Raw genomic sequence first — 21,205 nt, 5'->3', positions numbered from 1 at the left:
CATGGCACGCGGCAAGCTCCGGATCTACCTCGGCGCGGCCCCCGGCGTCGGCAAGACGTACGCAATGCTGTCCGAGGCGCACCGGCGTCAGGAGCGGGGCACCGACTGCGTGGTGGCCTTCGTGGAGCACCACGGGCGGCCGCGCACCGAGGTGATGCTGCACGGTCTGGAGGAGATCCCGCGCAAGGAACTGGCATACCGGGGCTCCACCTTCACCGAGATGGACATCGACGCCGTCCTGGCCAGCCGCCCCCAGGTGGCCATGGTCGACGAACTGCCCCACACCAACATCCCCGGCTCGCGCAACGCCAAGCGCTGGCAGGACGTGGAGGAACTACTCGCGGCAGGCATCGACGTCGTGTCGACGGTGAACATCCAGCACCTCGAATCGCTCGGCGACGTCGTCGAGTCGATCACCGGCGTACGGCAGCAGGAGACGGTCCCCGACGAAGTGGTGCGCCGGGCCGACCAGATCGAACTCGTCGACATGTCACCGCAGGCGCTGCGCCGCCGTATGGCACACGGCAACATCTACAAGCCGGACAAGGTCGACGCGGCCCTCTCCAACTACTTCAGGCCCGGAAACCTCACCGCGCTGCGGGAGTTGGCGCTGCTGTGGGTGGCCGACCGCGTCGACGAATATCTCAACGAATATCGCAGCGAACACCAGGTCTCCAGGATCTGGGGTTCACGGGAGCGGATCGTGGTCGGCCTGACCGGCGGCCCCGAGGGCAGGACGCTGATCCGCCGGGCCGCACGCCTGGCGGAGAAGGGCGCCGGCGGCGAGGTCCTGGCCGTCTACATCGCCCGCACCGACGGCCTGACGGCCGCCTCCCCGAAGGAACTCGCCGTCCAGCGCACCCTCGTCGAGGATCTGGGCGGCACCTTCCACCAAGTCGTGGGCGACGACGTCCCGCCCGCCCTGCTGGACTTCTCCCGCGGGGTGAACGCCACCCAGATCGTGCTCGGCGTCTCCCGGCGCAAGAGCTGGCAGTACGTCTTCGGACCCGGCGTCGGCGCCACGGTCGCCCGGGACTCGGGCCCCGACCTCGACGTCCACCTGATCACGCACGACGAGGCGGGCAAGGGGCGCGGGCTGCCCGTCAACCGCGGAGCGCGGCTCGGCCGGACCCGGATCATCTGGGGCTGGCTCGTCGGCGCGCTCGGTCCCGCCCTGCTCACCCTGCTGCTGACCAGCGCCGTTCCCGATGTCGGCCTCGCCAACGACATGCTGCTGTTCCTGGCCCTCACGGTCGCGGCGGCGCTGCTCGGCGGGCTGCTCCCGGCGCTGACCTCGGCGGTCGTGGGTTCGCTGCTGCTCAACTGGTACTTCACCCCGCCCGTCCACACCCTGACCATTGCCGACCCCGAGAACATCGTCGCCATAGCGATCTTTGTCGGCGTGGCGGTGTCCGTGGCCTCCGTGGTCGACCTGGCGGCCCGGCGCACCCAGCAGGCGGCCCGGCTGCGCGCCGAGTCGGAGATCCTGTCCTACCTCGCGGGCAATGTGCTGCGTGGCGAGACCAGTCTGGAGGCCCTGCTGGAGCGGGTCCGGGAGACCTTCGGCATGGAGTCCGTGGCGCTGCTGGAGCGGGAGAGCGAAGTGGCGCCGTGGACCTGCGCGGGCAGCGTGGGGCCGGGGCCCGCCCAGTGCCCCGAGGACGCGGACGCGGACATGCCCGTCGGCGACCGCATGGCGCTGGCGCTGACCGGGCGCGTGCTGCCGGCCGCCGACCGGCGGGTGCTGGCCGCGTTCGCCGCCCAGGCCGCCGTCGTCCTCGACCGCCGACGGCTCCAGCGGGAGGCCGACCAGGCCAAGGAACTGGCCGAGGGCAACCGCATCCGCACGGCGCTGCTGGCCGCCGTCAGTCACGACCTGCGCACCCCGCTCGCGGGCATCAAGGCGGCCGTCTCCTCACTGCGTTCGGACGACGTCGAGTGGTCCGAACAGGACCAGGCGGACCTTCTGGAGGCGATAGAGGACGGCGCCGACCGGCTCGACCACCTGGTGGGCAATCTCCTCGACATGTCCCGCCTGCAGACCGGCACGGTCACGCCCATCGTCCGCGAGACCGACCTCGACGAGGTGGTGCCGATGGCGCTGGGCGGAGTGCCCGAGGACAGCGTGGAACTGGACATCCCCGAGACCCTGCCGATGGTCGAGGTCGACAAGGGCCTGTTGGAGCGGGCGGTCGCCAACGTCGTGGAGAACGCGGTCAAGTACAGCCCCGCGGACACACCGGTGCTGGTCTCGGCGAGCGCCATCGCCGAGCGTGTCGAGGTCCGGGTGGTGGACCGCGGCCCCGGCGTCCCCGACGAGGCCAAGGGCCGCATCTTCGAACCCTTCCAGCGCTACGGCGACGCCCCGCGCGGCGCCGGGGTCGGCCTCGGCCTGGCGGTGGCCCGCGGCTTCACCGAGGCCATGGGCGGCACCCTTGACGCCGAGGACACCCCCGGCGGCGGCCTCACGATGGTGCTGACCCTGCGGATGGCATCGGGCCGCCGCCGCGACCACCCCGACCGGCCGGATCTGTCGGCTTCGGCGGTGTCGTAGGCGGGGGCTGGTTCAACTGGGCGGCGTGCGGCTCGGGTTGACTGCTGACCGTGGCCGAACCAGGCGCGGCCCTGCGGTCTGTGCCGGCTCGTACATGCGAGGCGGGCAGCCGGAACGTGCGCCTTCGGCGAAGCCGACCGGCGGTCGGGCTCGGCGGTGCGCGCCCGGGGTTCGGTGCGCCGCCCGGCAGGGCCCGGCGCCCGCTCATGCCCCCGGCGGCACCGTCTCCTTCATGCGAGGCGGGCAGCCGGAACGTGTGCCTTCGGCGAAGCCGTAGGCGATAGGCGATCGGCGACCGGCAATCGGGCTTGGCGGTGCGCGCCCCGGGTTCGGTGCGCCGCCCGTCAGGGCCCGCCGCCCGCGCATGCCCCGGCGGCACCGCCTCCTTGAACACGCCCAGGGCCCCGCGCCCGCTCACGCCCCCGGCGGCACCGTCTCCTTCAGCAAATCCCGGACGTCCAGTCGCAGTCGCCAGGCGTTGCGGCGGTGTACGGCCGTGAGTTGCGACTCCAGGGGGGACGGGGGCACCGCCAGGACCGGGCAGGTGGCGTGGGCCAGGCAGTACCGGCTCACCGAGGGGGCGAGCGTGCGGTGCAGGAGGCTGCGCCGGCCCGCGCCGACGACCAGCAGGTCGGCCTCGCGGTCGGCGGTCTCGACCAGGGCCCGGCCCGGGGCGGCGGCCCTGACGACGAGCGCGCGCATCGGGACGTCCGGACCCGCGTCGCCGAACACGTCCCCGAGCGCGGTGAGCAGCCGCTCCCGCGCCAGGTGCTGCCACTGCCCGACCATGAGGGCAGCGGCGGGCGAGCGGCGCGCCGCGAGTTCCCCGCCCGGCGGCTCCCAGGCCAGCACGGGCCACAGAGAGGCGTCCCGGCGCCGGGCCTCGGCGGCGGCACGGCCCAACGCGGTGAGGCTGCCGAGTGAACCGCTCACTCCCACCACGACCCGGGCGGCCGCGCGGCCGTCGGTATCAGACATGACTCCACCGTTCTTCGGAAGCGCCCACGGGCGGTCTCCCGCGGGCAGTCCAGAGGCCCCGCGAGGCGCCCCGTCCAGGGGCAGGGGCTGCGGGCCTCGTCTCCATCTCACGCCTGGTCCCTGCCCTGCGGCCACCCCGTCCGCCGCTTTTTGGCGCCCCTCTGACGGCCGGTTCCGGCGCCGGCCGTCCGCCGCGTCAACATCCCGTCAGCGTCGGCCCGTTCACCGTCAGCATCGCGTCATGAGGGGGCCTGAACCCCGGGTCGACGGGCATAGCGTCGACGGCAGGCCCCGGTCCGCCTCCCCGCGTCCGGGGCACCCACTCACTCCCCTCGGCGTCACCCGGCTCACCCAGGATCCCGGTCAAACCCTGACGTCGGCCGGGCCGTGGCGAGGCGCCCGCGCTGTCCGTGCGCCGGGCTTCGCCGCCTTGTCCCCGCCCATACAGCCTCGTACAGTCCGCTCCGTAATGTTCGTCATCGGGACCGAATGTTTCGACCACCCGGCGAAGGGCTGACGCACATGCGGACGTACCGAAACCCCGTCATCGGCGGCTTCCATCCCGACCCGAGCGTGTGCCGGGTCGGCGAGGACTACTACCTGGTCTGCTCCAGCTTCGAGTACTTCCCCGGCGTCCCGGTCTTCCACAGCCGTGACCTCGTGCACTGGCGGCAGATCGGCAACGTCCGGCCGCTTCCACATGATCACCACCAATGTCGACGGCGGGGGCAACTTCCTGGTCACCAGTGAGCGACCGGAAGGGCCGTGGTCCGACCCGGTGTGGATCGACCTGCCGGGCATCGACCCCGACCTCGCCTGGGACGAGGACGGTTCGTGCTGGTGCGCCGTCTCCGGGATCCAGGTCGCGCGCATCGACACGGCGACCGGCAAGGTGCTGGAAGGGCCGCTGCCGGTGTGGTCCGGGACGGGCATGCAGCACCCCGAGGCGCCGCACCTCCACCGCATCGGCGACTGGTGGTATCTGATGCTGGCCGAGGGCGGCACCGCCCTCGGCCACAGCGTCTCCATCGCCCGCGCCCGCTCCCCGCGCGGGCCCTACGAACCGGCACCCGCGGGCCCGGTCCTCAGCCACCGCAGCACCGACCTGCCCATCCAGTGCACCGGCCACGCCGACCTCGTCCAGGCGCCCGACGGCACCTGGTGGATGCTGCTGCTGGGCACCCGCCCCCGCGGCTGGTTCCCGGGCTTCCACGTCCTGGGCCGGGAGACGTTCCTGGCCCCGGTGGAATGGGCCGACGGCTGGCCGCAGGCCGGCCCGGTGCGGGAGCAGCACCGGGCGCCGGCGACCTGGCATCCCGTCCAATCCGAGCCGCCGCGCGACGACTTCGACGCCGCCGGCCTGGCCCCGTACTGGATCTCCCCACGCCGCAGGCCCGGCGCTCCTGGTCGCTGGGCGAGCGGCCGGGATGGCTGACCCTGCATGCGACGGGCAGCACTCTCGACCTGCCGGAGCACACCTTCGTCGGACGCCGGCAGCAGCACCCGGAGTGCCGGGTCTCCGCCCGCCTCGATCCCGGGTCGGGCCGCTCGGGGCTCTCGGTGCGCATGGACGAGGCCCACCACTACGACCTCGGATTCGCCGGGGGAGAGGCGAGCGTGATCGCCCGCATCGGCCCCGTACGGCAGGAACTCGCGCGCCGTACGGTGCCGCCCGGCCCGGTCACGCCAGTCGTCGACATCCGTACGGCGGACCTCGGCCCCGACACGATCGCCTTCTCGGTCGAAGGCGGCGAGCCCGTTGCGGAGCTCGACGGCCGCTATCCCTCCACCCAGGTCGCCGGCGGCTTCACCGGCCGGGTGATCGGCATGTACGTCACCGAGGGCACGGCGGCCTTCGACTGGTTCGAGTACCTTCCCGCGACCGACGCCTGAACGGCACCAACGCCCGGCAGGAACGCGCAAGTCGGCCGCAGATTCACCACGTACAGGGGGTTGCCACCGTTTGGGAGCTGTCTCTAGGGTGCGGCAACAACGAACCTTTCTGGACCATCTCCGAAACTTTCGGTCCCAGCGGGCGGTCGTGGACGCGCCGTCCCTACCCAAGGAGCGCATGATGGGCGACCGGGCACTGTCCCGCCGCGGCTTCCTGGCGGCCTCCGCCGCGGCCGGTCTGGGCATGACGGCACTGAGCGCGTGCGGCGGAGACTCGAGCGGAGGGTCGTCGGACGGGACGACGACCATCGAGTGGTGGAACATCTCCACCACCGAGCCTGCGAAGACCGTCTGGGCCGGTCTGGCCAAGAAGTTCGAGGCACAGAACCCCAAGGTGAAGATAAAGATCGTCCAGCTGGAGAACGACGCCTACAAGTCGAAGATGACGGCGCTGACCGCCTCCGGGAAGCTCCCCGACGTCTTCCACACCTGGGGCGGCGGCGTCCTCAAGCAGCAGGTCGACGCCGGTCTCGTCGAGGACCTCAGCGACAACACCAAGCCGTGGGCCGACGGCCTGCTGCCGGTGGCGAAGAAGCCGTACATCCTCGACGACAAGACGTACGCGATCCCCTTCGACATCGGCATGATCGGCTTCTGGTACAACAAGGCGCTCTTCCAACAGGCCGGCATCACCGCGCCCCCGACCACCTGGAGCGGCTTCCTCGACGCAGTGAAGAAGCTGAAGGCCAAGGGCATCACGCCCCTCGCCCTCGCGGGCAAGGAGAAGTGGCCCGGCATGTACTACTGGGCCTACCTCGCGATGCGCACCGCCGGTATCGACGCGCTCCAGAAGGCCAGCGACGCCAAGGACTTCACGGCCCCCGGCCTGGTCCAGGCCGGGCAGCACCTCAAGGACCTGGTCCAACTCCAGCCGTTCCAGAAGGGGTTCCTCGGCGCCGCCTACTCCACGCCGACCGGACAGGCCGCGACCGTCGGCAACGGCAAGGCGGCCATGGAGCTGATGGGCCAGTGGGCCCCGAGCGTGGAGGCCGACGCCGGGAAGGGGCTCGGCAAGAACCTCGGCTTCTTCCCGTTCCCCGCCGTCGAGGGCGGCAAGGGCGCGATCACCGAGGTGTTCGGCGGGGGCGGCGGACATGCCCTGCGCAAGGGCGCCCCGCAGGCGGCCGTCGACTTCCTGAAGTTCTTCGCCTCCGAGTCCACCGACGTCGAACTGGTCAAGAAGACCGGCACCATCCCGGTCGTCCCGGGTGCGGAGAGCGCCCTGTCCGACCCCAACATCAAGGCCGTGCAAGCCCAGTTGAAGGCCGCCACCGGCTTCCAGCTCTTCCTCGACCAGGCCTACGTTCCCGCCGTCGGCCAGGAGGTCAACGACAGCGTGGCCGCGCTCATCGCGGGCTCCAAGTCCCCCGAGCAGGTCACGCAGTCGATCACCAAGACCGCGAAGGAAGAGCAGTAGCCGGACATGACCTCGACCTTCCTTCCGGACAAGCGGACGGGCCCCGACGTCGCCCTCGCCTCCCCGGCCGCCAAGTCGGCCCGGGGACGGGCCCGTCGGCGCCTGCTGAACTGGCTCACCGCGGTCGGCTTCCAGGTGCCCGCCCTGGTGCTGTTCATCGGCCTGGTCCTGCTGCCCATGCTGTTCGCCCTCTACGCCGCCTTCTTCCGCTGGGGCGGCTTCGGCATGCCCTCCGACTACGCGGGCACGGACAACTTCACCCGGCTCTTCCAGGACGACGTCTTCCTCGGAGACCTGTGGCGCTGCCTGGTCCTGGTCGTGCTGTCACTCGCACTGCAGCTGCCGTTCGCGCTCGCCATGGCCGTGGCGCTCAACCAGCGGCTGCGCGGCCGGGCCGTGTACCGGATGCTGTTCTTCGCGCCGTACGTCCTGTCCGAGGCCATCACCGGCGTCCTGTTCAGCATGGTCTTCGCCCCGGGCGACGGACTGGCCGACCATGTCCTCGGCGCCATCGGCCTCGACGGCCTGGGCGGGGAGTGGTTCGCCGATCCCTCCTACGTCATGGCGACCCTGTTCCTGGTCATGATGTGGAAGTACTTCGGCTTCCACATGATGCTCTACCTGGCCGGACTCCAGTCCATCCCGGCCGAGTTGACGGAGGCTGCGCTGATCGACGGGGCGGGTCCCTGGCAGCGGTTCCGCAATGTCACCCTGCCGCTGCTCGCGCCCACCCTGCGCATCAGCGTCTTCCTCTCCGTCATCGGGTCGATCCAACTCTTCGACCTGGTCTGGGTGGTGACCCAGGGCGGCCCCGACCACCACTCCGAGACGATGGCCGTGACCATGTTCCAGTACGGCTTCAAGCGCTACCAGGTCGGCTACGCCAGCGCGATCAGCGTGGTCATGTTCGGCATCTGCCTCGTCTTCGCCCTCGCCTACCAGCGATTCGTGCTCCGCCGCGACCTCGAAGGGGCCACCACGACGATGAGGGGGGACGGCAAGTGACCCGTAAATCCAGGGCTGTACAGACCGTGCCGCTGCACGTGGTCCTCGTCCTCGTCGGTGCGGTGATGGTCGTACCCCTTGTGTACGCCGCCCTCTCCGGCTTCAAGTCCACCGCCGAGCTCTCCCGCAACCCCTTCGGCCTGCCCGAGCACTGGCTGACCGGCAACTACACCGACATCCTCGGCTCGGGCGACTTCTGGCGGCTGGTCGGCAACAGCACGCTGATCGCCGTGGCGACGACCGTGCTCGTCGTTGCCGTGTCCGCGCTCGCGGCCTTCTCCTTCGCCCGATTCGCCTTCCGCGGGCGGGAGTTGCTGTTCACCTTCTTCACGATGGGGCTGATGTTCCCCTTCGCGGTGGCCGCGCTCCCGCTGTTCCTGCTGCTGCGTTCGCTGGACCTGCTGGACAACCCGCTGGGCGTGATCCTCCCGCAGGCCGCCTACGCACTGCCGATGACCATCATCATCCTGCGCGGCTTCTTCCGGCAGATCCCCGGCGAGCTGGAGGAGGCGGCCACCCTCGACGGCTGCAGCTCCTTCGGGTTCTTCTGGCGGGTACTGCTGCCCATGGCGCGGCCCGCGCTCGGCACCGTCTCGGTCCTCGCCGTGGTCACCAGCTGGAACAACTTCTTCCTGCCGCTGCTGGTGTTCACCGACAACACATGGTGGACGCTGCCGATCGGCGTCCAGCAGTTCCAGGGGCAGTACTCGGCGGAGTACGCCCGCGTGTTCGCCTACCTGGTCCTCGCGATGGTTCCCGCCCTCGCCTTCTATTCGGTCGCCGAGCGGCAGCTCGTCGGCGGCCTCACCGCCGGCGCGACGAAGGGATGACGCGCGCCGACACGGCACCGCACCCCACCCAGTGAGGAGTCGCACCATGCCCAAGAACCGCCTCAGACTCGTCGGTGCTCTCGCCACCGCCCTGGTCGCCGCCGGCCTCACCACCGGCACCCCCGCGCAGGCCCATGACCGGCCCGCCACCCTCGCCGAACTGGCGCAGCGCCACGGCCGCTACTTCGGCAGCGCCACCGACAACCCCGAACTCACCGATACCGCCTATACGGCCCTGCTCGGCAGCGAGTTCGACATGATCACGCCCGGCAACGGCATGAAGTGGTACGCCACCGAGCCCCAACAGGGCGTCTTCGACTGGACCAACGGCGACGAGATCGTCAATCTCGCGCACAAGAACCACCAGCGGGTCCGCGCCCACACTCTCGTCTGGCACAGCCAGCTGCCGGGCTGGCTCACCGGCCGCGAATGGACCGCGGACGAGCTCAGGGCCGTACTGAAGAAGCACATCCAGACCGAGGTACGGCACTACCGCGGCAAGGTCTACTCCTGGGACGTAGTCAACGAGGCGTTCAACGAGGACGGCACCTACCGCGAGACCCTCTGGTACAAGATGCTCGGCCCCGGCTACATCGCCGATGCCCTGCGCTGGGCCCACCAGGCCGACCCGCACGCCAAGCTCTACCTCAACGACTACAACATCGAGGCCGTCGGCCCGAAGTCGGACGCCTACTACCAGCTGGCGAAGGATCTCCAGGCGCAGCACGTCCCGCTCGACGGCATCGGCCTCCAGGCCCATCTGGCCCTCCAGTACGGCTATCCGACCACCCTGGAGGACAACCTCCGCCGCTTCTCCCGGCTCGGCCTCGACACCGCGCTCACCGAGGTCGACATACGCATGATCCTGCCCGCGACGGAGGAGAAGCAGGCCCAACAGGCCGACTGGTACCGGGACCTGACCAAGGCGTGCCTGGCCGTCCGCCGGTGCGTCGGCATCACCGTATGGGACTACACGGACAAGTACTCGTGGATCCCGGCGTTCTTCCCCGGTCAGGGCGCCGCGCTGCCCTGGGACGAGCAACTCCGTCCGAAACCGGCGTACTTCGCGATCAGGGATGCGCTGAAGTAGCTCACGGCATCGAGGGTGGTGCGGCGCTGGACCGCACCACCAGCTCCGTGCCCAGCTCCACTCGGGGTGATCCCGCGATGCCCCAGGGACAGCAGGTGCTCGGTGGCCGCCATGCCGCCCGACGAGTTGGCGGCGCCGATGGTGGGGACGTCGAGGGCGGGGGAGGCCGCCGGGTCGACGACCACCCGTGCAGGACCGGCTCCAGCGCCGAGGCGACGAGGATGACGCCGTCGGAGGCGCGGGCCCGCAGGTTCCGCATCCACGCGCGGGCGTCGCCCGAGCGGCCGAGCATCGCGGACACGACCGTGCCTGGCAATTCCCCCATCTCCGTCGACGCATGCCGCGAAGCTTCCAGAAGCCTTCCGGGAAGCGGCTGCCCAGGGGAAGGGTGATCGGGTCGGGGAACGGCCATGACCGCAGTACGCTCACGGAACTACGCGGAGTGATCGCCTCCGGACATGCGTCGGGGCCGGTTCGCAGCGTGTCCTTGCGACCGGCCCCTCAGATCTCCGGACGGTGTGGCGTACCGCCCGGTGCCGCTCAGGCGGCCGTCATCACCTGGCCGGCGCCCACCGGGCGGTGCGGCGCGATGATCTGGCCGTCGGGCAGGAGCTCACCGGTGTCCTCGAAGAGCAGAACGCCGTTGCACAGCAGGCTCCATCCCTGCTCCGGGTGGTGCGCCACAAGTCGGGCGGATTCCCGGTCGGCGGAGTCGGCTGTCGGACACGGTGGCTGGTGCTGGCACATTGATGGGATCTTTCGCTCTGTCGTGAAGTGTGAGATGGCTGTTGTGTCTGTCCCGCGGCTTGAAGCTCCGTTCATGACCGCCCCCCGTAGTGATAAGTCGGTCCAGTCCCAGTGTTGCCCCACGAGCGTCAATCCGCAGGGATTTCGCAGCACCGCTTCTCACAGGTTGAGGACGCATCCCCCGTGCGGACGGTTCAGTCGAAGTGCACTGTCACTTCGGGTGGTTCTCGGTGGCCGGATGGGGCTAGTCCGTACAGGTCAGGCGCCCTATTCGGCTCGTACGAGCAATTGGTTGCTCGTACGAGCGAATTGCCGAGGAGGATGGAGGAGAAAAGCGTCGTACCCCGCTGCCCGGAATTCCGGGGCGGGGTACGAAGGATGTGACGGCGGGGGTGGCGGGGGGTGTTCAGGCGGGCGAGCCCAGTAGCGGGATCGGAGTCACCCGATGGGTCAGGACCGGGAGCAGCTCGGCGACGCGGTGCGGGCGGTGGGCCGCGATGCCGGGCGGCGCCGGCGCCAGCGGGACGAGCAGATCCGTGGCGGCGGGGTGGCCGGTGGCGCCGTCCGCGGTGCAGTCGCCGTGCAGCCACAGCGTGAGCATGTACAGGCTGGGCACCGAGAGCAGCCGCGGCTGGTAGGGCTGTGCCATCGTCTCCGCCTGCCGCAGGGCGCGCTCGGTGGAGGCGATGTAGGGGCCCTCGAAGAAGCGCGAGAAGGCCCAGCCGTCCGGGGTCAGCATGGTGTCGGCGGCGGCCACCGAACGCTCGCCGCAGCGGATCAGGAAGCGCCACCCGGCCAGCCGGGTGGCGGACGCGCCCGCGGGGCTGAGATGGTCCAATACGTGCACGGGCAACGGGAGTTCGGGGGTGGCGGGCCCCTGGGAGTGCAGCAGGGACGGGGTGCGGGCCTCACGGACTGCGGTGGGGGAACCGAGTGCGGTGAGGACGGTGCGAAGCGCGGGCGCGGGAGCCGGGGGGACATGCAGCGGCATGGTGGGTCGCCTCTCATTCGACAGGCACGGTGGCGCGAGGGCGGGGGCGGACGGCGCTGTCTGCTCACGGGGCCAGAGGGGCGGGGGCCGGGGCCTGGGAACGAGGAGTGTGGGTGAGGCCTGCCGCACGTCACCTCGACGGCAGGTTCCATGACCGCGGGCGCCAACCCTCTGTCTTGTTCGCGGAGTTTATACGACCTGTGTTCAGACAGTGTTTCGTCTAGCCGTTTCCGGTGTACTCGACAAGGGCGCATCCGGTCGGCGATACGTGGGAATCATCCCGATTCCGGTCCGGCCTTGCGTCGATGACCTCGCAAAATACCCGGGAAGCGGTCGGCCAATTCTCGTCGGCGTTTTTCACTAGTTCGTCGACGGCCCGAAACTGCGCTGTGCCCCATGCCTGGTGAATGTGCCACCGGTCACGTCAACAGGGTAGCGGGCGGCGGGCTCGCGCGGGGACGTTATCGATCGCTGCGGCTGGGCATCATCCCACGTGACCCGACACCGGCGGCCGGATCCTCGGGCCGCTCATTCGAGGAGGGACGCTTCGATGGGGGAGAAGGTCGTGGCCGGGCGGTTCGACCTGTCCGATCGGCAGCACTACCGCGACAAGCTCCGCCGGTGCCTGACGGGACTGGAGCGGCTCCTGGACCAGAAGCGGTTCGACCGCCCGAAGAATCTCATGGGCCTGGAGATCGAACTGAATCTGGCCGGCGGCGACGGTATGCCGAAAATGCTCAATGCTCAGGTCCTGGAGCGGATCGCAAGCCGTGATTTCCAAACAGAACTCGCCAGGTTCAATCTGGAAGTCAACATAGCCCCACATCGATTGGGCGGTCGGGTATTCGACCGGCTCACGGAGGAACTGAGGACTTCGCTGGCATATGCCCATCGAAAAGCGGGCGAGCTCGACGCGGGAATCGTGATGATCGGCATTCTGCCGACCCTCGACCCGGACGACCTGGTCTCCTCCAACCTCTCCGACGTCGACCGCTACGCCCTGCTCAACGAACAGATCGTGGCCGCCCGCGGCGAGGACTTCGCCCTCGACATCGACGGCGTGGAGCGCCTCACCTGCACCTCGAAGTCCATCGTCCCGGAGGCCGCCTGCACCTCCGTGCAGCTGCACCTTCAGGTCACCCCGGGCCGCTTCGCCGACGTCTGGAACGCCGCGCAGGCCGTCGCCGCCGCCCAGATCGCCGTCGGCGCCAACTCGCCCTTCCTGTTCGGCCGTGAGCTGTGGCGCGAGTCCAGGCCCCCGCTGTTCCAGCAGTCCACCGACACCCGCCCGCCGGAGCTGCAGGCCCAAGGGGTGCGCCCGCGCACCTGGTTCGGAGAGCGCTGGATCTCCTCCGCCCACGACCTCTTCGAGGAGAACCTCCGCTACTTCCCTGCCCTGCTGCCGATCTGCGACGAGGAGGACCCCCTCGACGTCCTCGACGCGGGAGGCATCCCCAAGCTGCACGAACTCGTCCTGCACAACGGCACGGTGTACCGCTGGAACCGCCCGGTCTACGGCATCGCCGACGGCGTCCCGCATCTGCGCGTCGAGAACCGCGTCCTGCCCGCCGGGCCCACCGTCACCGACGTCATCGCCAACGCGGCCTTCTACTACGGCCTTGTCCGCGCCCTCGCCGAGGAGTCGCGGCCGGTGTGGACCCGGCTGCCCTTCGAGGCGGCCGCCGCCAACTTCGACGCCGCCTGCAAGCACGGCATCGACGCCCGTCTGGAGTGGCCGCGGCGCGGCCGGTACGGCGGCACGGCACAGGTCGACGCCGTGAGCCTGGTACGCGACGAGCTGCTGCCGCTGGCCGAGGCGGGCCTGGACGCGTGGGGCGTCGAACCCGCCGACCGGGACCTCTACCTGGGCGTCATCGACGAGCGCTGCCGGCGCCGGGTCAACGGTGCGACCTGGCAGGCGGCGACGTTCCATCGGGCGCTGGAGACGGGGCTGTCGCGCGATGCGGCACTGGCGGCGACGACGCGGAGGTATTGCGAGCTGATGCATCTGGGGGAGCCGGTGCATACGTGGCCGGTGGGGCTGCCGGAGGTTGTGCCGCTGGGTTGAGTGGTGCTCCGGGGAGCTGTGCCATTTGCGGCTCCGCCGCGGGGCCGTCGATCGTGTGCAGCGCCGTCGGGGCTGGTCGCGCAGTTCCCCGCGCCCCTTCAGGGCGCGCTGCCGAACCGTAGCGGAATTTGCCCGCCCCGCTCAGTCGTCGCCTTTCGACCCCGCCGCCACTATCGCCTTCAACATCACCGACTGGATCTGTGAAGGGTTGCTGACCGACTGGCCCGAGCCGCCCGTTGCCTCGGCGATCTGCTCGGCCTCCGAGCGGTCGGCGTCGGGGCCCACGGCGATCATGATGAGCGGTACCGGGCGCGCGGGGTTGGTGAGCTTCTGGAGCTGGGTGATGAGGTCGGGGCGGGAGATGCTGCCCGGGTCCTGGTTGACGCCGTCGGTCAGGATGACCAGGGCGTTGAACTTCCCCTTGGCGTAGGACGACGTTGCCGCCTTGTATGCGGCGAGCGTGGTGTCGTAGAGCCCGGTGGCCCCGTGGGGGACGGGTTCGAGGGCGCTGAAGGCCGCCGACAGCCGGTCGCGCTGGGTGCCGCCGGCCTTCTGGTCGCCGAGGCGCTCGGTCGGCACCAGGACGCGGTAGTCCTTGGCGCCGTCCAGCTTCGTGGAGAACTCCCACAGGCCGATCTCGTCGTCGGGCGTGAAGGTGGCGAGGGCCTGCAGCAGGGACCCCTTGGTGACGTCCATGCGTGACTGGCCGGTCCCCGGCACCGGCTCGGACATCGACGAGGACGCGTCCACGACCGTGGTGATCCGGGCGCTCTGCACGGTGATCGTCCACGTGCCGAGGGTCTCCTGGAGTGCGACGTCCGAGGCCGGCTGGGGAGCGGATTCGGCGTACGGCTGCGGGCTGCTGCCGCCCGCCCCGGCGACCACCGTCTTCGGCGCCTCCTCGTCGGAGGTGCGGAAGCCGTACTTCTCCAGCAGCCGCAGCTGCGCCGGCTGCCGCAGATAGTTGATGAACCGCAGAGCGGCCCGGCTCTCGTCGGTCGACAGGTCGTCGACCGTCGCGAACGGGTAGTCGAGCCGGGGCGAGCCGTCCTTCGGATAGAACATGTCCAGGCTGCTGCCGCTGTCGGCCGAGGCGTTGTACGAGTACGCCGCCTGCTCGGACAGGACCACCGCCTGGTTCCGTTTCGGGTTGCCCAGCTCGGTGCCCGAGGAGTCACGGGGCAGCGTGTCCACGACCTGGCTGTCGCTGTCCGAGGTGCGCTGCGACAGCGTCTTCATCATGGCCGCGGCCTGGGTGTCGCCGCCCTTGTGCCCGGCGGCGGCCGTGCCGAGTTGGGTGAGGGCGAGCAGCCCGGCGGCGCTGCGCGCGGGATCGGCCGCACCGAGCCTGAGCGAGTCGCCCTGCATGGCGGCGCCGACCAGGTCGAGCCAGCTGTACGTCTTCTTCGGCCATCCCAGCGACTTCGCGGCCGTGGGAACCATCGCCACACCGATGGGCGTCGAGGCGACCGCGCCCACCGGAGTCACGTCGATCGGGCCGTTGTCCGCCGTGATCCGGTCGATCCACAGGTCCGAGTCCGGCACCCACAGCTGCGCATCGGGCTTCTTGCCGGCGGCGAGCGCGTCCGCGACCTTGTACGAGTCGCGCGCGGTCACGGTGACCGCGACACAGCGGCCGTCGGAGGTGATGTCGCTGCGCCGGGCCTGCTGCGCCGCGGCCGTGAGGGCGGGCGCGATGTCCGGCGAGGCGGCCAGTTCGAGCCGCACCGGGTCGTCCTGGCAGGAGGAGCCGAACGACAGCAGCCCGCTCTTGACCGCGCCCGCAGTGCCGCCGGCGATGGTGAGGACGAGCACCGTCGCGACGGCCACCGTGCGCAGCCGCGCGCGTGGACGGGGGTCGCTGCCGCCCGCCCCATACTGATCGGGCAAGCTGTGACGTCCCATGACGGTGGTGCCCCTCCCTGTTGAACCTCGTGCCGGATGACGGCCGTATGGCATGCAAAGGGGAGGTACGCCCCGTACGGCGTCCGTCCCCCCTGACGGCCAAGCGCACGATTCTCGTAACTTCTTTCGAGACCCTAGCGGGGCCGCGGTGGGGATGAGGCTGGATTACTCAACTGGAGGCAGGTGTGCAGGCAGAGGCGGGCCCGGTGGCCGATTCTTTTCCGCCGGAGCGGCCCTCGCGACGGATTCTCCGTGACGAGACGCTGCTCGTTCTGGGGCTTTCGCTCGGTGCGAGTGGTGTGTCCGCCCTGATCAGTTTTGTCGGATCGGTCACGAAACCAGGGGGGCTGAAGGAGCAGGCGGCCACCCTCAATGCCTCGGCCGCGCCGGGCCGCCCCTGGCTGGATCTCGCCTGGCAGCTGTTCGGGATCGCATCGGCGCTGGTGCCCGTCGCGCTGGTCGCGCACCTGCTGATCCGGGAGGGGCGGAGCCTGCGCACCATCGGCTTCGACCGCACCCGGCGCTGGTTCGACCTCGGCCGCGGTGCGGGCGTCGCGGCGGTGATCGGCAGCACCGGAATCGCCTTCTACCTGGCCGCACGCGGCCTCGGCTTCAATCTCACCGTCGTGCCGGAGGCGCTGCCCGACGTGTGGTGGAAGTACCCCGTGCTGATCCTTTCGGCGCTGCAGAACGCGATCCTCGAAGAGGTCATCGTCGTCGGCTATCTGCTGCGCCGGCTGGGGCAGTTGGGCTGGACGCCGGGCAGCGCTCTGGTGGCCAGTTCCGTACTGCGTGGCTCCTATCACCTCTACCAGGGCATCGGCGGCTTCGTCGGCAACATGGTGATGGGTGTGGTGTTCGTGTACCTGTACCGGCGTTGGGGCCGGGTGGGTCCACTGGTGGTGGCGCATTCCCTGCTCGACATCGGGGCCTTCGTGGGGTACGCGCTGCTGGCCGGGAAGGTGGGCTGGCTGCCGACGGCGTGAGGCGGCGGCAGCCTGTTTTCTAGGCGAGCAGGTCGCCCTCGATGACCGTGACCGCGCGCCCGCTCAGCAGGGTGCGCTCCCCGCGCAGCTGGGTGCGGACGCGGCCGGAGCGGGGCGAGGCCTGCAGGCCGGTGAGGTCGGGGCGGCCCAGGCGCTCGGACCAGAAGGGGGCGAGGGCCGTGTGGGCGCTGCCGGTGACCGGGTCCTCGTCGATGCCGACGTTCGGGAAGAAGCAGCGGGAGACGAAGTCGTAGCCCCGGGCGGGGTCCTCGGCGCGGGCGGTGGCGATGATGCCGCGCTCGGAGTAGGCGCCGAGCGCCTTGTGGTCGGGGGTGAGGGCGTGGATGGTCTTCTCGTCGGCGAGTTGGAGGACCAGGTCGCCGACGTTCGGCCCGGTGTCGAAGGCGCAGAGCGGCTCGGCGCCCAGCGCCTCGGCGACCCCGGCCGGCACCTCGACCGCCGTCAGCGGCGCCGTCGGGAAGTCGAGGGTGATCGAGCCGTCCTCCCGCGGTGTCGCGACGAGGACGCCGCTGCGGGTGGCGAACCGCACCGTGCCCTGGTGGGCGCCGGTCGTATGCAGGACGTGGGCCGTCGCGAGCGTCGCATGTCCGCACATGTTGACCTCGGTCGCGGGTGTGAACCAGCGCAGCGCCCAGTCGGCCTCGCCGCCCTCGGGCAGCCGGTGCGCGAAGGCCGTCTCGGCGTGGTTGACCTCCAGGGCGATCTTCTGGAGCCGGTCGTCGTCGGGGAAGGCGTCGAGGAGCAGGACACCGGCGGGGTTGCCGCCGAAGGGACGGTCGGTGAAGGCGTCGACGATTCGGATTCGCATGGCTTCGACGCTAGGGCGGGGCGGAGTTTCCCACCAAGTCCAATTCGGGGACGGTGGACCGATTTCCGGGCCATGCGCCTTAGCGAAGCGGCCCTCGGCTGACACCCTGTAGTTGACCGTTCAGCCTTTGCCCAGGAGGCCGTCATGTCCCAGCCGTCCGTGCTCGCCGCCCTTCTCGCCGGACTGCAGGGCGGATCGATCGAAGTCGTCGACCTGACGTCGCCGCTGTCGTCGGCCACGCCGGTGATCCAGCTGCCGCCCCAGTTCGGCCAGACCCAGGTCTTCGAACTGGAGGAGATCAGCCGGTACGACGACCGGGGTCCGGCCTGGTACTGGAACAACTTCCGCAGCGGTGAGCACACCGGCACCCACTTCGACGCCCCGGTCCACTGGGTCACCGGAAAGGACCTCGCCGATGTCGCGTCGGTCCCGGCGGGCCGTTTGATCGCGCCCGCGGCCGTACTGGACTTCTCCGACCACGCCGCCAAGGATCCCGACTTCCTCGTCGAGGTCGACCACATCAAGGCCTGGGAAGCCGACAACGGGCCCTTGCCCGAAGGGGGTTGGCTGCTGCTGCGCACCGGCTGGGACGCCCGCTCGCAGTCGCAGGAGGCGTTCCTCAACGCCGACGAGAACGGCCCGCACACGCCCGGCCTGTCGGCGGAGTGCGCCCGCTGGGTGGCCGAGGAGTCACCCGTGATCGGCCTCGGCACGGAGACGGTCGGCACGGACGCGGGACGGGCGCACTCCTTCGACCCGGCCTTCCCCTGCCACTCCTACCTCCTGGGCGCCGACAAGTACGGACTGACCCAGCTGCAGAACCTCGGCTCCCTGCCGCCGACCGGCGCCGTCGTCATCGCGGGACCGCTGCCCATCGTCGCCGGTTCCGGCGCCCCCGCACGCGTACTCGCCCTGGTGGAGCGGTCGTGAAGGTCGCCGAAGCCGTCGGGCGGGCACTGACCGCGTCGGGGATCGACCATGTCTTCGGCGTGGTCGGCTCGGGGAACTTCCACCTGACCAACGCCATGGTGGCGGCGGGCGCACGGTTCGTCGCCGCACGGCACGAAGGCGGCGCGGCCACCATGGCCGACGCCTACGCCCGCACCAGCGGGACGGTGGCCGCGCTCAGCGTCCACCAGGGGCCCGGCCTGACCAACGCCCTGACCGGTATCACCGAGGCCGCCAAGAGCCGTACACCACTGCTGGTGCTGGCCGCCGAGGCGACCGCGCCGAACTCCAACTTCCGTATCGACCAAGCGGTGTTGGCGCACTCCGTCGGTGCCGCCACCGCGCGCGTCACGACCGCGCACGACGCGGTCGAACAGGCCCGCGCCGCGCTCCGGCGGGCCCGGCACGAGCGGCGCACGGTGCTGCTGAACCTGCCGTTGGAGGTGCAGGCCCTCGACGTGCCCGACGCCTCCCTGCCGGCCGCCCTCCCCATGCCGGTACGGCAGCCGGTCGAGCCGTCCGGGGCCGCGGTGGCGGAGTTGGTACGGGCCCTGGAAGCCGCCCGGCGTCCGGTCTTCGTCGCCGGCCGGGGCGCACGCACCACCGGCAGCCGCGACGCGCTCCTGACCCTGGCCGACCGGTACGGCGCTCTCCTGACGACCTCGGCCGTGGCCCGCGGCCTGTTCCACGGAGGCCCCTACTCGCTCGACGTCTCCGGCGGCTTCGCCTCGCCCCTCGCGGCCGACCTGATCCGGGGCGCCGACCTGATCGTCGGCTGGGGCTGCGCGCTGAACATGTGGACCATGCGGCACGGCAGTCTGATCGGCCCGGACGCGACCGTTGTCCAGGTCGACGACGATCCGGAGGCGCTCGGCGCGCACAGAGAGATCGCCCTGGGCGTCACCGGCGACGTGGAGCGCACGGCGCGACGGGCACTGGAGGCCGGCGGCGGGAGCCGCGAGGGCTACCGGACCCCCGACATCGCCGCCGCCCTCGCCGCGCGGGCGCGGTGGCGGGACGTGCCATACGAGGACGAGGGCACCCGCGACCGGATCGACCCGCGGACGCTGAGCATCGCGCTGGACGACATCCTCCCCGCCGAGCGGGTCGTCGGTGTCGACTCGGGCAACTTCATGGGCTACCCGAGCGCGTATCTCTCGGTGCCGGACCACCATGGGTTCTGCTTCACCCAGGCGTTCCAGTCGATCGGCCTGGGCCTCGCGACCACGATCGGCGCGGCCCTCGCCCAGCCGGACCGGCTCCCCGTGGCCGCCCTCGGCGACGGTGGCGCGCTGATGAGCGCCGTGGAACTCGACACCGTGCGCCGGCTCGGCCTGCCGATGGTGGTCGTCGTCTACAACGACGAGGGATACGGCGCCGAGGTGCACCACTTCGGCCCCGACGGCTTCCCGCTCTCCACGGTCACCTTCCCGGAGACGGACATCGCCGCCGTGGCCCGCGGCTACGGCTTCGAGGCGGTGACCGTCCGCACGCCCGCCGACCTCAAGGCCGTGCAGGACTGGGTCGCCGGGCCGCGCTCGGCACCCCTGCTCATCGACGCCAAGGTGACCCGCGAGCACGGTTCCTGGTGGCTGGAGGAGGCGTTCCGCGGCCACTGAGCGCCGCACGGTCCTGCACGGGCCCGGCTCTGACCTGGGGCCGGGCCCTGTCCATGCACGAATTTCCGCCGCGCCTTGCCATGCGAACTATTCCGATATATCGTTGACGCATCGCGACAGATCAACGATGGAATGGAGTGATTGCGATGCGTTCCCATGGATTCGAACGTGGACACGGTGGACCCGGCTCTCGTGGCCGGGGTGGTTTCGAGGGTCGGCGCGGCGCCTTCGGCCCCTTCGGGCCGGGTGGCCCCGGTGGCGGTCCCGGCCCCGGCTTCGGTTTCGGCGGACCGGGCTTCGGACCGGGCCCCTGGGGCCCGCGAGGGCGTGGCGGACCGCGCGGCAGGGCGCGGCGAGGCGACGTAAGGGCGTCGATCCTGGCCCTGCTGAAGGACCGGCCCATGCACGGTTACGAGATGATCCAGGAGATCGCCGAGCGCAGTGGCGGGGCGTGGAAGCCCAGCCCCGGTTCGGTGTACCCCACCCTCCAGCTGCTGGAGGACGAGGGCCTGATCACCAGCGCGAGCGAGGGCGGCAAGAAGCTGTTCTCACTCACCGAGTCCGGCCGCACCGCGGCCGACGAGGGCCCGGACGCGCCCTGGGAGGAAGCCTCCCGCGGCATCGACTTCGAGGCGCTCGGTGAGATCCGCCAGGCCGGCTTCGGTCTGATGGAGGCCTTCGGCCAGGTCTGGAAGACCGGCAGCAAGGAGCAGCGCGAGAAGGCGCTGGCGGTCATCAACGAAGCCCGCAAGAAGCTGTACCTGATCCTCGCCGACGAGGACTGACGGTCCTGCGGCGACGAAGGCGCCCCGCGGAGTGGTCCGCGGGGCGCCTTCCTGTTTCCGGCGTTCAGGACACCAGCCCGGCGAGCTTTCGCAGTGATTCGTTGAGAGCGGCCGTTCCCGAGTCCTTCAGCTTGCCCGCCATCAGAGTGACCGCGGCGCCCGTGAACTCGCCGTCGATGCGGACCTTCGTGGCATCGCCGTCAGGGGTCAGGGTGTAGCGCGTGGCCAGGCTCACGGCCATCGGTCCCTTGCCCTTGATGACGAAGAGCCGGGCTGGTTCCAGTTCCGAGATGGTCCACTCGACCTCGGCCGGGAAACCCATCAGCTTCATGTTCTCCTGGAACGTCCCGCCCACTTCGAGCGCCGCCGGGCCGCCCTGCGGAAAGCTGGTGTGGGTGGCGTTCCACTCGCCGTAAGCGGGCCAGTCCGTGAGCTGCGCCCACACCTTCTCGGCCGGCGCCTCGATCCGTGCTTCCGCGTTGATTTCGGGCATGCGACCA

General features: G+C 70.6%; 16 protein-coding genes and 2 pseudogenes. 11 read left to right on the top strand and 7 right to left on the bottom strand.

Annotation, left to right across the window (positions count from 1 at the left end; translation table 11 throughout):
* Window position 1: 1 nt before the first annotated feature.
* Window positions 2-2,554, top strand: a complete 2,553-nt coding sequence (locus P2Q00_RS40505; RefSeq protein WP_275779512.1) for a DUF4118 domain-containing protein — start codon at window positions 2-4, stop codon at window positions 2,552-2,554.
* Between the two features lie 414 nt (window positions 2,555-2,968).
* Here P2Q00_RS40505 and P2Q00_RS40500 read toward each other — a convergent pair whose 3' ends face one another.
* The gene (locus tag P2Q00_RS40500) at window positions 2,969-3,532 is read right to left on the bottom strand and encodes a universal stress protein (RefSeq protein ID WP_275779510.1); all 564 of its coding nucleotides are present in this window, start codon (window positions 3,530-3,532) and stop codon (window positions 2,969-2,971) included.
* Window positions 3,533-4,054: 522 nt separating this feature from the next.
* Between P2Q00_RS40500 and P2Q00_RS40495 the strand changes: the two are divergent.
* The 5 genes and pseudogenes from P2Q00_RS40495 (at window position 4,055) to P2Q00_RS40475 (ending at window position 9,827) form a co-directional block, all read left to right on the top strand.
* Window positions 4,055-5,425 (top strand): annotated as a pseudogene (locus P2Q00_RS40495) (glycoside hydrolase family 43 protein).
* A gap of 181 nt (window positions 5,426-5,606) precedes the next feature.
* Window positions 5,607-6,902: an extracellular solute-binding protein gene (locus P2Q00_RS40490; protein WP_275779589.1), complete on the top strand. Its 1,296-nt coding sequence runs from the start codon at window positions 5,607-5,609 to the stop codon at window positions 6,900-6,902.
* A 6-nt stretch (window positions 6,903-6,908) separates the two neighbouring features.
* The gene (locus P2Q00_RS40485; protein WP_275779508.1) at window positions 6,909-7,907 is read left to right on the top strand and encodes a carbohydrate ABC transporter permease; all 999 of its coding nucleotides are present in this window, start codon (window positions 6,909-6,911) and stop codon (window positions 7,905-7,907) included.
* Between the two features lie 65 nt (window positions 7,908-7,972).
* Complete coding sequence (locus P2Q00_RS40480; RefSeq protein ID WP_275779588.1) at window positions 7,973-8,737, top strand: carbohydrate ABC transporter permease; 765 nt, start codon at window positions 7,973-7,975, stop codon at window positions 8,735-8,737.
* Between the two features lie 46 nt (window positions 8,738-8,783).
* Window positions 8,784-9,827 carry an endo-1,4-beta-xylanase gene (locus P2Q00_RS40475; protein WP_275779507.1) on the top strand — a complete coding sequence of 348 codons (1,044 nt, stop codon included), beginning with the start codon at window positions 8,784-8,786 and terminating at the stop codon, window positions 9,825-9,827.
* 68 nt (window positions 9,828-9,895) lie between these two features.
* Here the strand turns inward: P2Q00_RS40475 and P2Q00_RS40470 are convergent.
* The 3 genes and pseudogenes from P2Q00_RS40470 to P2Q00_RS40460 form a co-directional block, all read right to left on the bottom strand.
* Window positions 9,896-10,137, bottom strand: a pseudogene (locus P2Q00_RS40470) (LacI family transcriptional regulator); the annotation flags it as partial.
* A 230-nt stretch (window positions 10,138-10,367) separates the two neighbouring features.
* Window positions 10,368-10,574 carry a DUF5999 family protein gene (locus P2Q00_RS40465; RefSeq protein WP_338059398.1) on the bottom strand — a complete coding sequence of 69 codons (207 nt, stop codon included), beginning with the start codon at window positions 10,572-10,574 and terminating at the stop codon, window positions 10,368-10,370.
* Between the two features lie 406 nt (window positions 10,575-10,980).
* Entirely contained in the window at window positions 10,981-11,565 is a 585-nt protein-coding gene (locus P2Q00_RS40460; RefSeq protein WP_275779505.1) for a hypothetical protein, read from the bottom strand.
* A 550-nt stretch (window positions 11,566-12,115) separates the two neighbouring features.
* Here P2Q00_RS40460 and P2Q00_RS40455 point away from each other — a divergent pair.
* On the top strand, window positions 12,116-13,633 hold the full coding sequence (locus P2Q00_RS40455) for a glutamate-cysteine ligase family protein (protein ID WP_275779504.1): 1,518 nt from the start codon (window positions 12,116-12,118) through the stop codon (window positions 13,631-13,633).
* A 141-nt stretch (window positions 13,634-13,774) separates the two neighbouring features.
* Here P2Q00_RS40455 and P2Q00_RS40450 read toward each other — a convergent pair whose 3' ends face one another.
* Complete coding sequence (locus P2Q00_RS40450; RefSeq protein WP_275779503.1) at window positions 13,775-15,538, bottom strand: substrate-binding and VWA domain-containing protein; 1,764 nt, start codon at window positions 15,536-15,538, stop codon at window positions 13,775-13,777.
* Window positions 15,539-15,723: 185 nt separating this feature from the next.
* Here P2Q00_RS40450 and P2Q00_RS40445 point away from each other — a divergent pair, with 185 nt between their 5' ends.
* Window positions 15,724-16,524, top strand: a complete 801-nt coding sequence (locus tag P2Q00_RS40445) for a CPBP family intramembrane glutamic endopeptidase (protein WP_275779502.1) — start codon at window positions 15,724-15,726, stop codon at window positions 16,522-16,524.
* A gap of 19 nt (window positions 16,525-16,543) precedes the next feature.
* Here P2Q00_RS40445 and P2Q00_RS40440 read toward each other — a convergent pair whose 3' ends face one another.
* Window positions 16,544-17,353 (bottom strand): PhzF family phenazine biosynthesis protein, encoded by an 810-nt coding sequence (locus P2Q00_RS40440; protein WP_275779501.1) that lies wholly within the window; start codon window positions 17,351-17,353, stop codon window positions 16,544-16,546.
* A 144-nt stretch (window positions 17,354-17,497) separates the two neighbouring features.
* On the opposite strand from P2Q00_RS40440, the gene P2Q00_RS40435 reads away from it, so the two are divergent.
* The 3 genes from P2Q00_RS40435 to P2Q00_RS40425 all read left to right on the top strand — a co-directional run bounded on the left by P2Q00_RS40435 (window position 17,498) and on the right by P2Q00_RS40425 (window position 20,705).
* Window positions 17,498-18,283 carry a cyclase family protein gene (locus P2Q00_RS40435; RefSeq protein ID WP_275779499.1) on the top strand — a complete coding sequence of 262 codons (786 nt, stop codon included), beginning with the start codon at window positions 17,498-17,500 and terminating at the stop codon, window positions 18,281-18,283.
* Window positions 18,280-19,920: a thiamine pyrophosphate-binding protein gene (locus P2Q00_RS40430; protein ID WP_275779498.1), complete on the top strand. Its 1,641-nt coding sequence runs from the start codon at window positions 18,280-18,282 to the stop codon at window positions 19,918-19,920. Before P2Q00_RS40435 ends, P2Q00_RS40430 begins: the two co-directional genes overlap by 4 nt.
* A gap of 146 nt (window positions 19,921-20,066) precedes the next feature.
* Window positions 20,067-20,705: a PadR family transcriptional regulator gene (locus P2Q00_RS40425; RefSeq protein WP_275779497.1), complete on the top strand. Its 639-nt coding sequence runs from the start codon at window positions 20,067-20,069 to the stop codon at window positions 20,703-20,705.
* A gap of 64 nt (window positions 20,706-20,769) precedes the next feature.
* On the opposite strand, the gene P2Q00_RS40420 is transcribed toward P2Q00_RS40425, so the two are convergent.
* Window positions 20,770-21,198: a type II toxin-antitoxin system Rv0910 family toxin gene (locus P2Q00_RS40420; protein ID WP_275779496.1), complete on the bottom strand. Its 429-nt coding sequence runs from the start codon at window positions 21,196-21,198 to the stop codon at window positions 20,770-20,772.
* Between the last annotated feature and the right edge of the window lie 7 nt (window positions 21,199-21,205).

The organism is Streptomyces coacervatus, assembly GCF_029223485.1.
Classification (GTDB): Bacteria; Actinomycetota; Actinomycetes; order Streptomycetales; family Streptomycetaceae; genus Streptomyces; species Streptomyces coacervatus.
Note: the sequence above shows the minus strand (reverse complement) of the source record. Positions and strands in the feature narration are given on the sequence as shown.

Bases quoted from the DNA above. Each gene is read 5' to 3' on its own strand.
- P2Q00_RS40460 (WP_275779505.1), bottom strand. From the start codon at position 11,565: ATGCCGCTGCATGTCCCCCCGGCTCCCGCGCCCGCGCTTCGCACCGTC.
- P2Q00_RS40505 (WP_275779512.1), top strand. From the start codon at position 2: ATGGCACGCGGCAAGCTCCGGATCTACCTCGGCGCGGCCCCCGGCGTC.
- P2Q00_RS40465 (WP_338059398.1), bottom strand. From the start codon at position 10,574: ATGTGCCAGCACCAGCCACCGTGTCCGACAGCCGACTCCGCCGACCGG.
- P2Q00_RS40455 (WP_275779504.1), top strand. From the start codon at position 12,116: ATGGGGGAGAAGGTCGTGGCCGGGCGGTTCGACCTGTCCGATCGGCAG.
- P2Q00_RS40475 (WP_275779507.1), top strand. From the start codon at position 8,784: ATGCCCAAGAACCGCCTCAGACTCGTCGGTGCTCTCGCCACCGCCCTG.
- P2Q00_RS40500 (WP_275779510.1), bottom strand. From the start codon at position 3,532: ATGTCTGATACCGACGGCCGCGCGGCCGCCCGGGTCGTGGTGGGAGTG.
- P2Q00_RS40480 (WP_275779588.1), top strand. From the start codon at position 7,973: ATGGTCGTACCCCTTGTGTACGCCGCCCTCTCCGGCTTCAAGTCCACC.
- P2Q00_RS40420 (WP_275779496.1), bottom strand. From the start codon at position 21,198: ATGCCCGAAATCAACGCGGAAGCACGGATCGAGGCGCCGGCCGAGAAG.
- P2Q00_RS40425 (WP_275779497.1), top strand. From the start codon at position 20,067: ATGCGTTCCCATGGATTCGAACGTGGACACGGTGGACCCGGCTCTCGT.
- P2Q00_RS40450 (WP_275779503.1), bottom strand. From the start codon at position 15,538: ATGGGACGTCACAGCTTGCCCGATCAGTATGGGGCGGGCGGCAGCGAC.
- P2Q00_RS40485 (WP_275779508.1), top strand. From the start codon at position 6,909: ATGACCTCGACCTTCCTTCCGGACAAGCGGACGGGCCCCGACGTCGCC.
- P2Q00_RS40490 (WP_275779589.1), top strand. From the start codon at position 5,607: ATGGGCGACCGGGCACTGTCCCGCCGCGGCTTCCTGGCGGCCTCCGCC.
- P2Q00_RS40435 (WP_275779499.1), top strand. From the start codon at position 17,498: ATGTCCCAGCCGTCCGTGCTCGCCGCCCTTCTCGCCGGACTGCAGGGC.
- P2Q00_RS40440 (WP_275779501.1), bottom strand. From the start codon at position 17,353: ATGCGAATCCGAATCGTCGACGCCTTCACCGACCGTCCCTTCGGCGGC.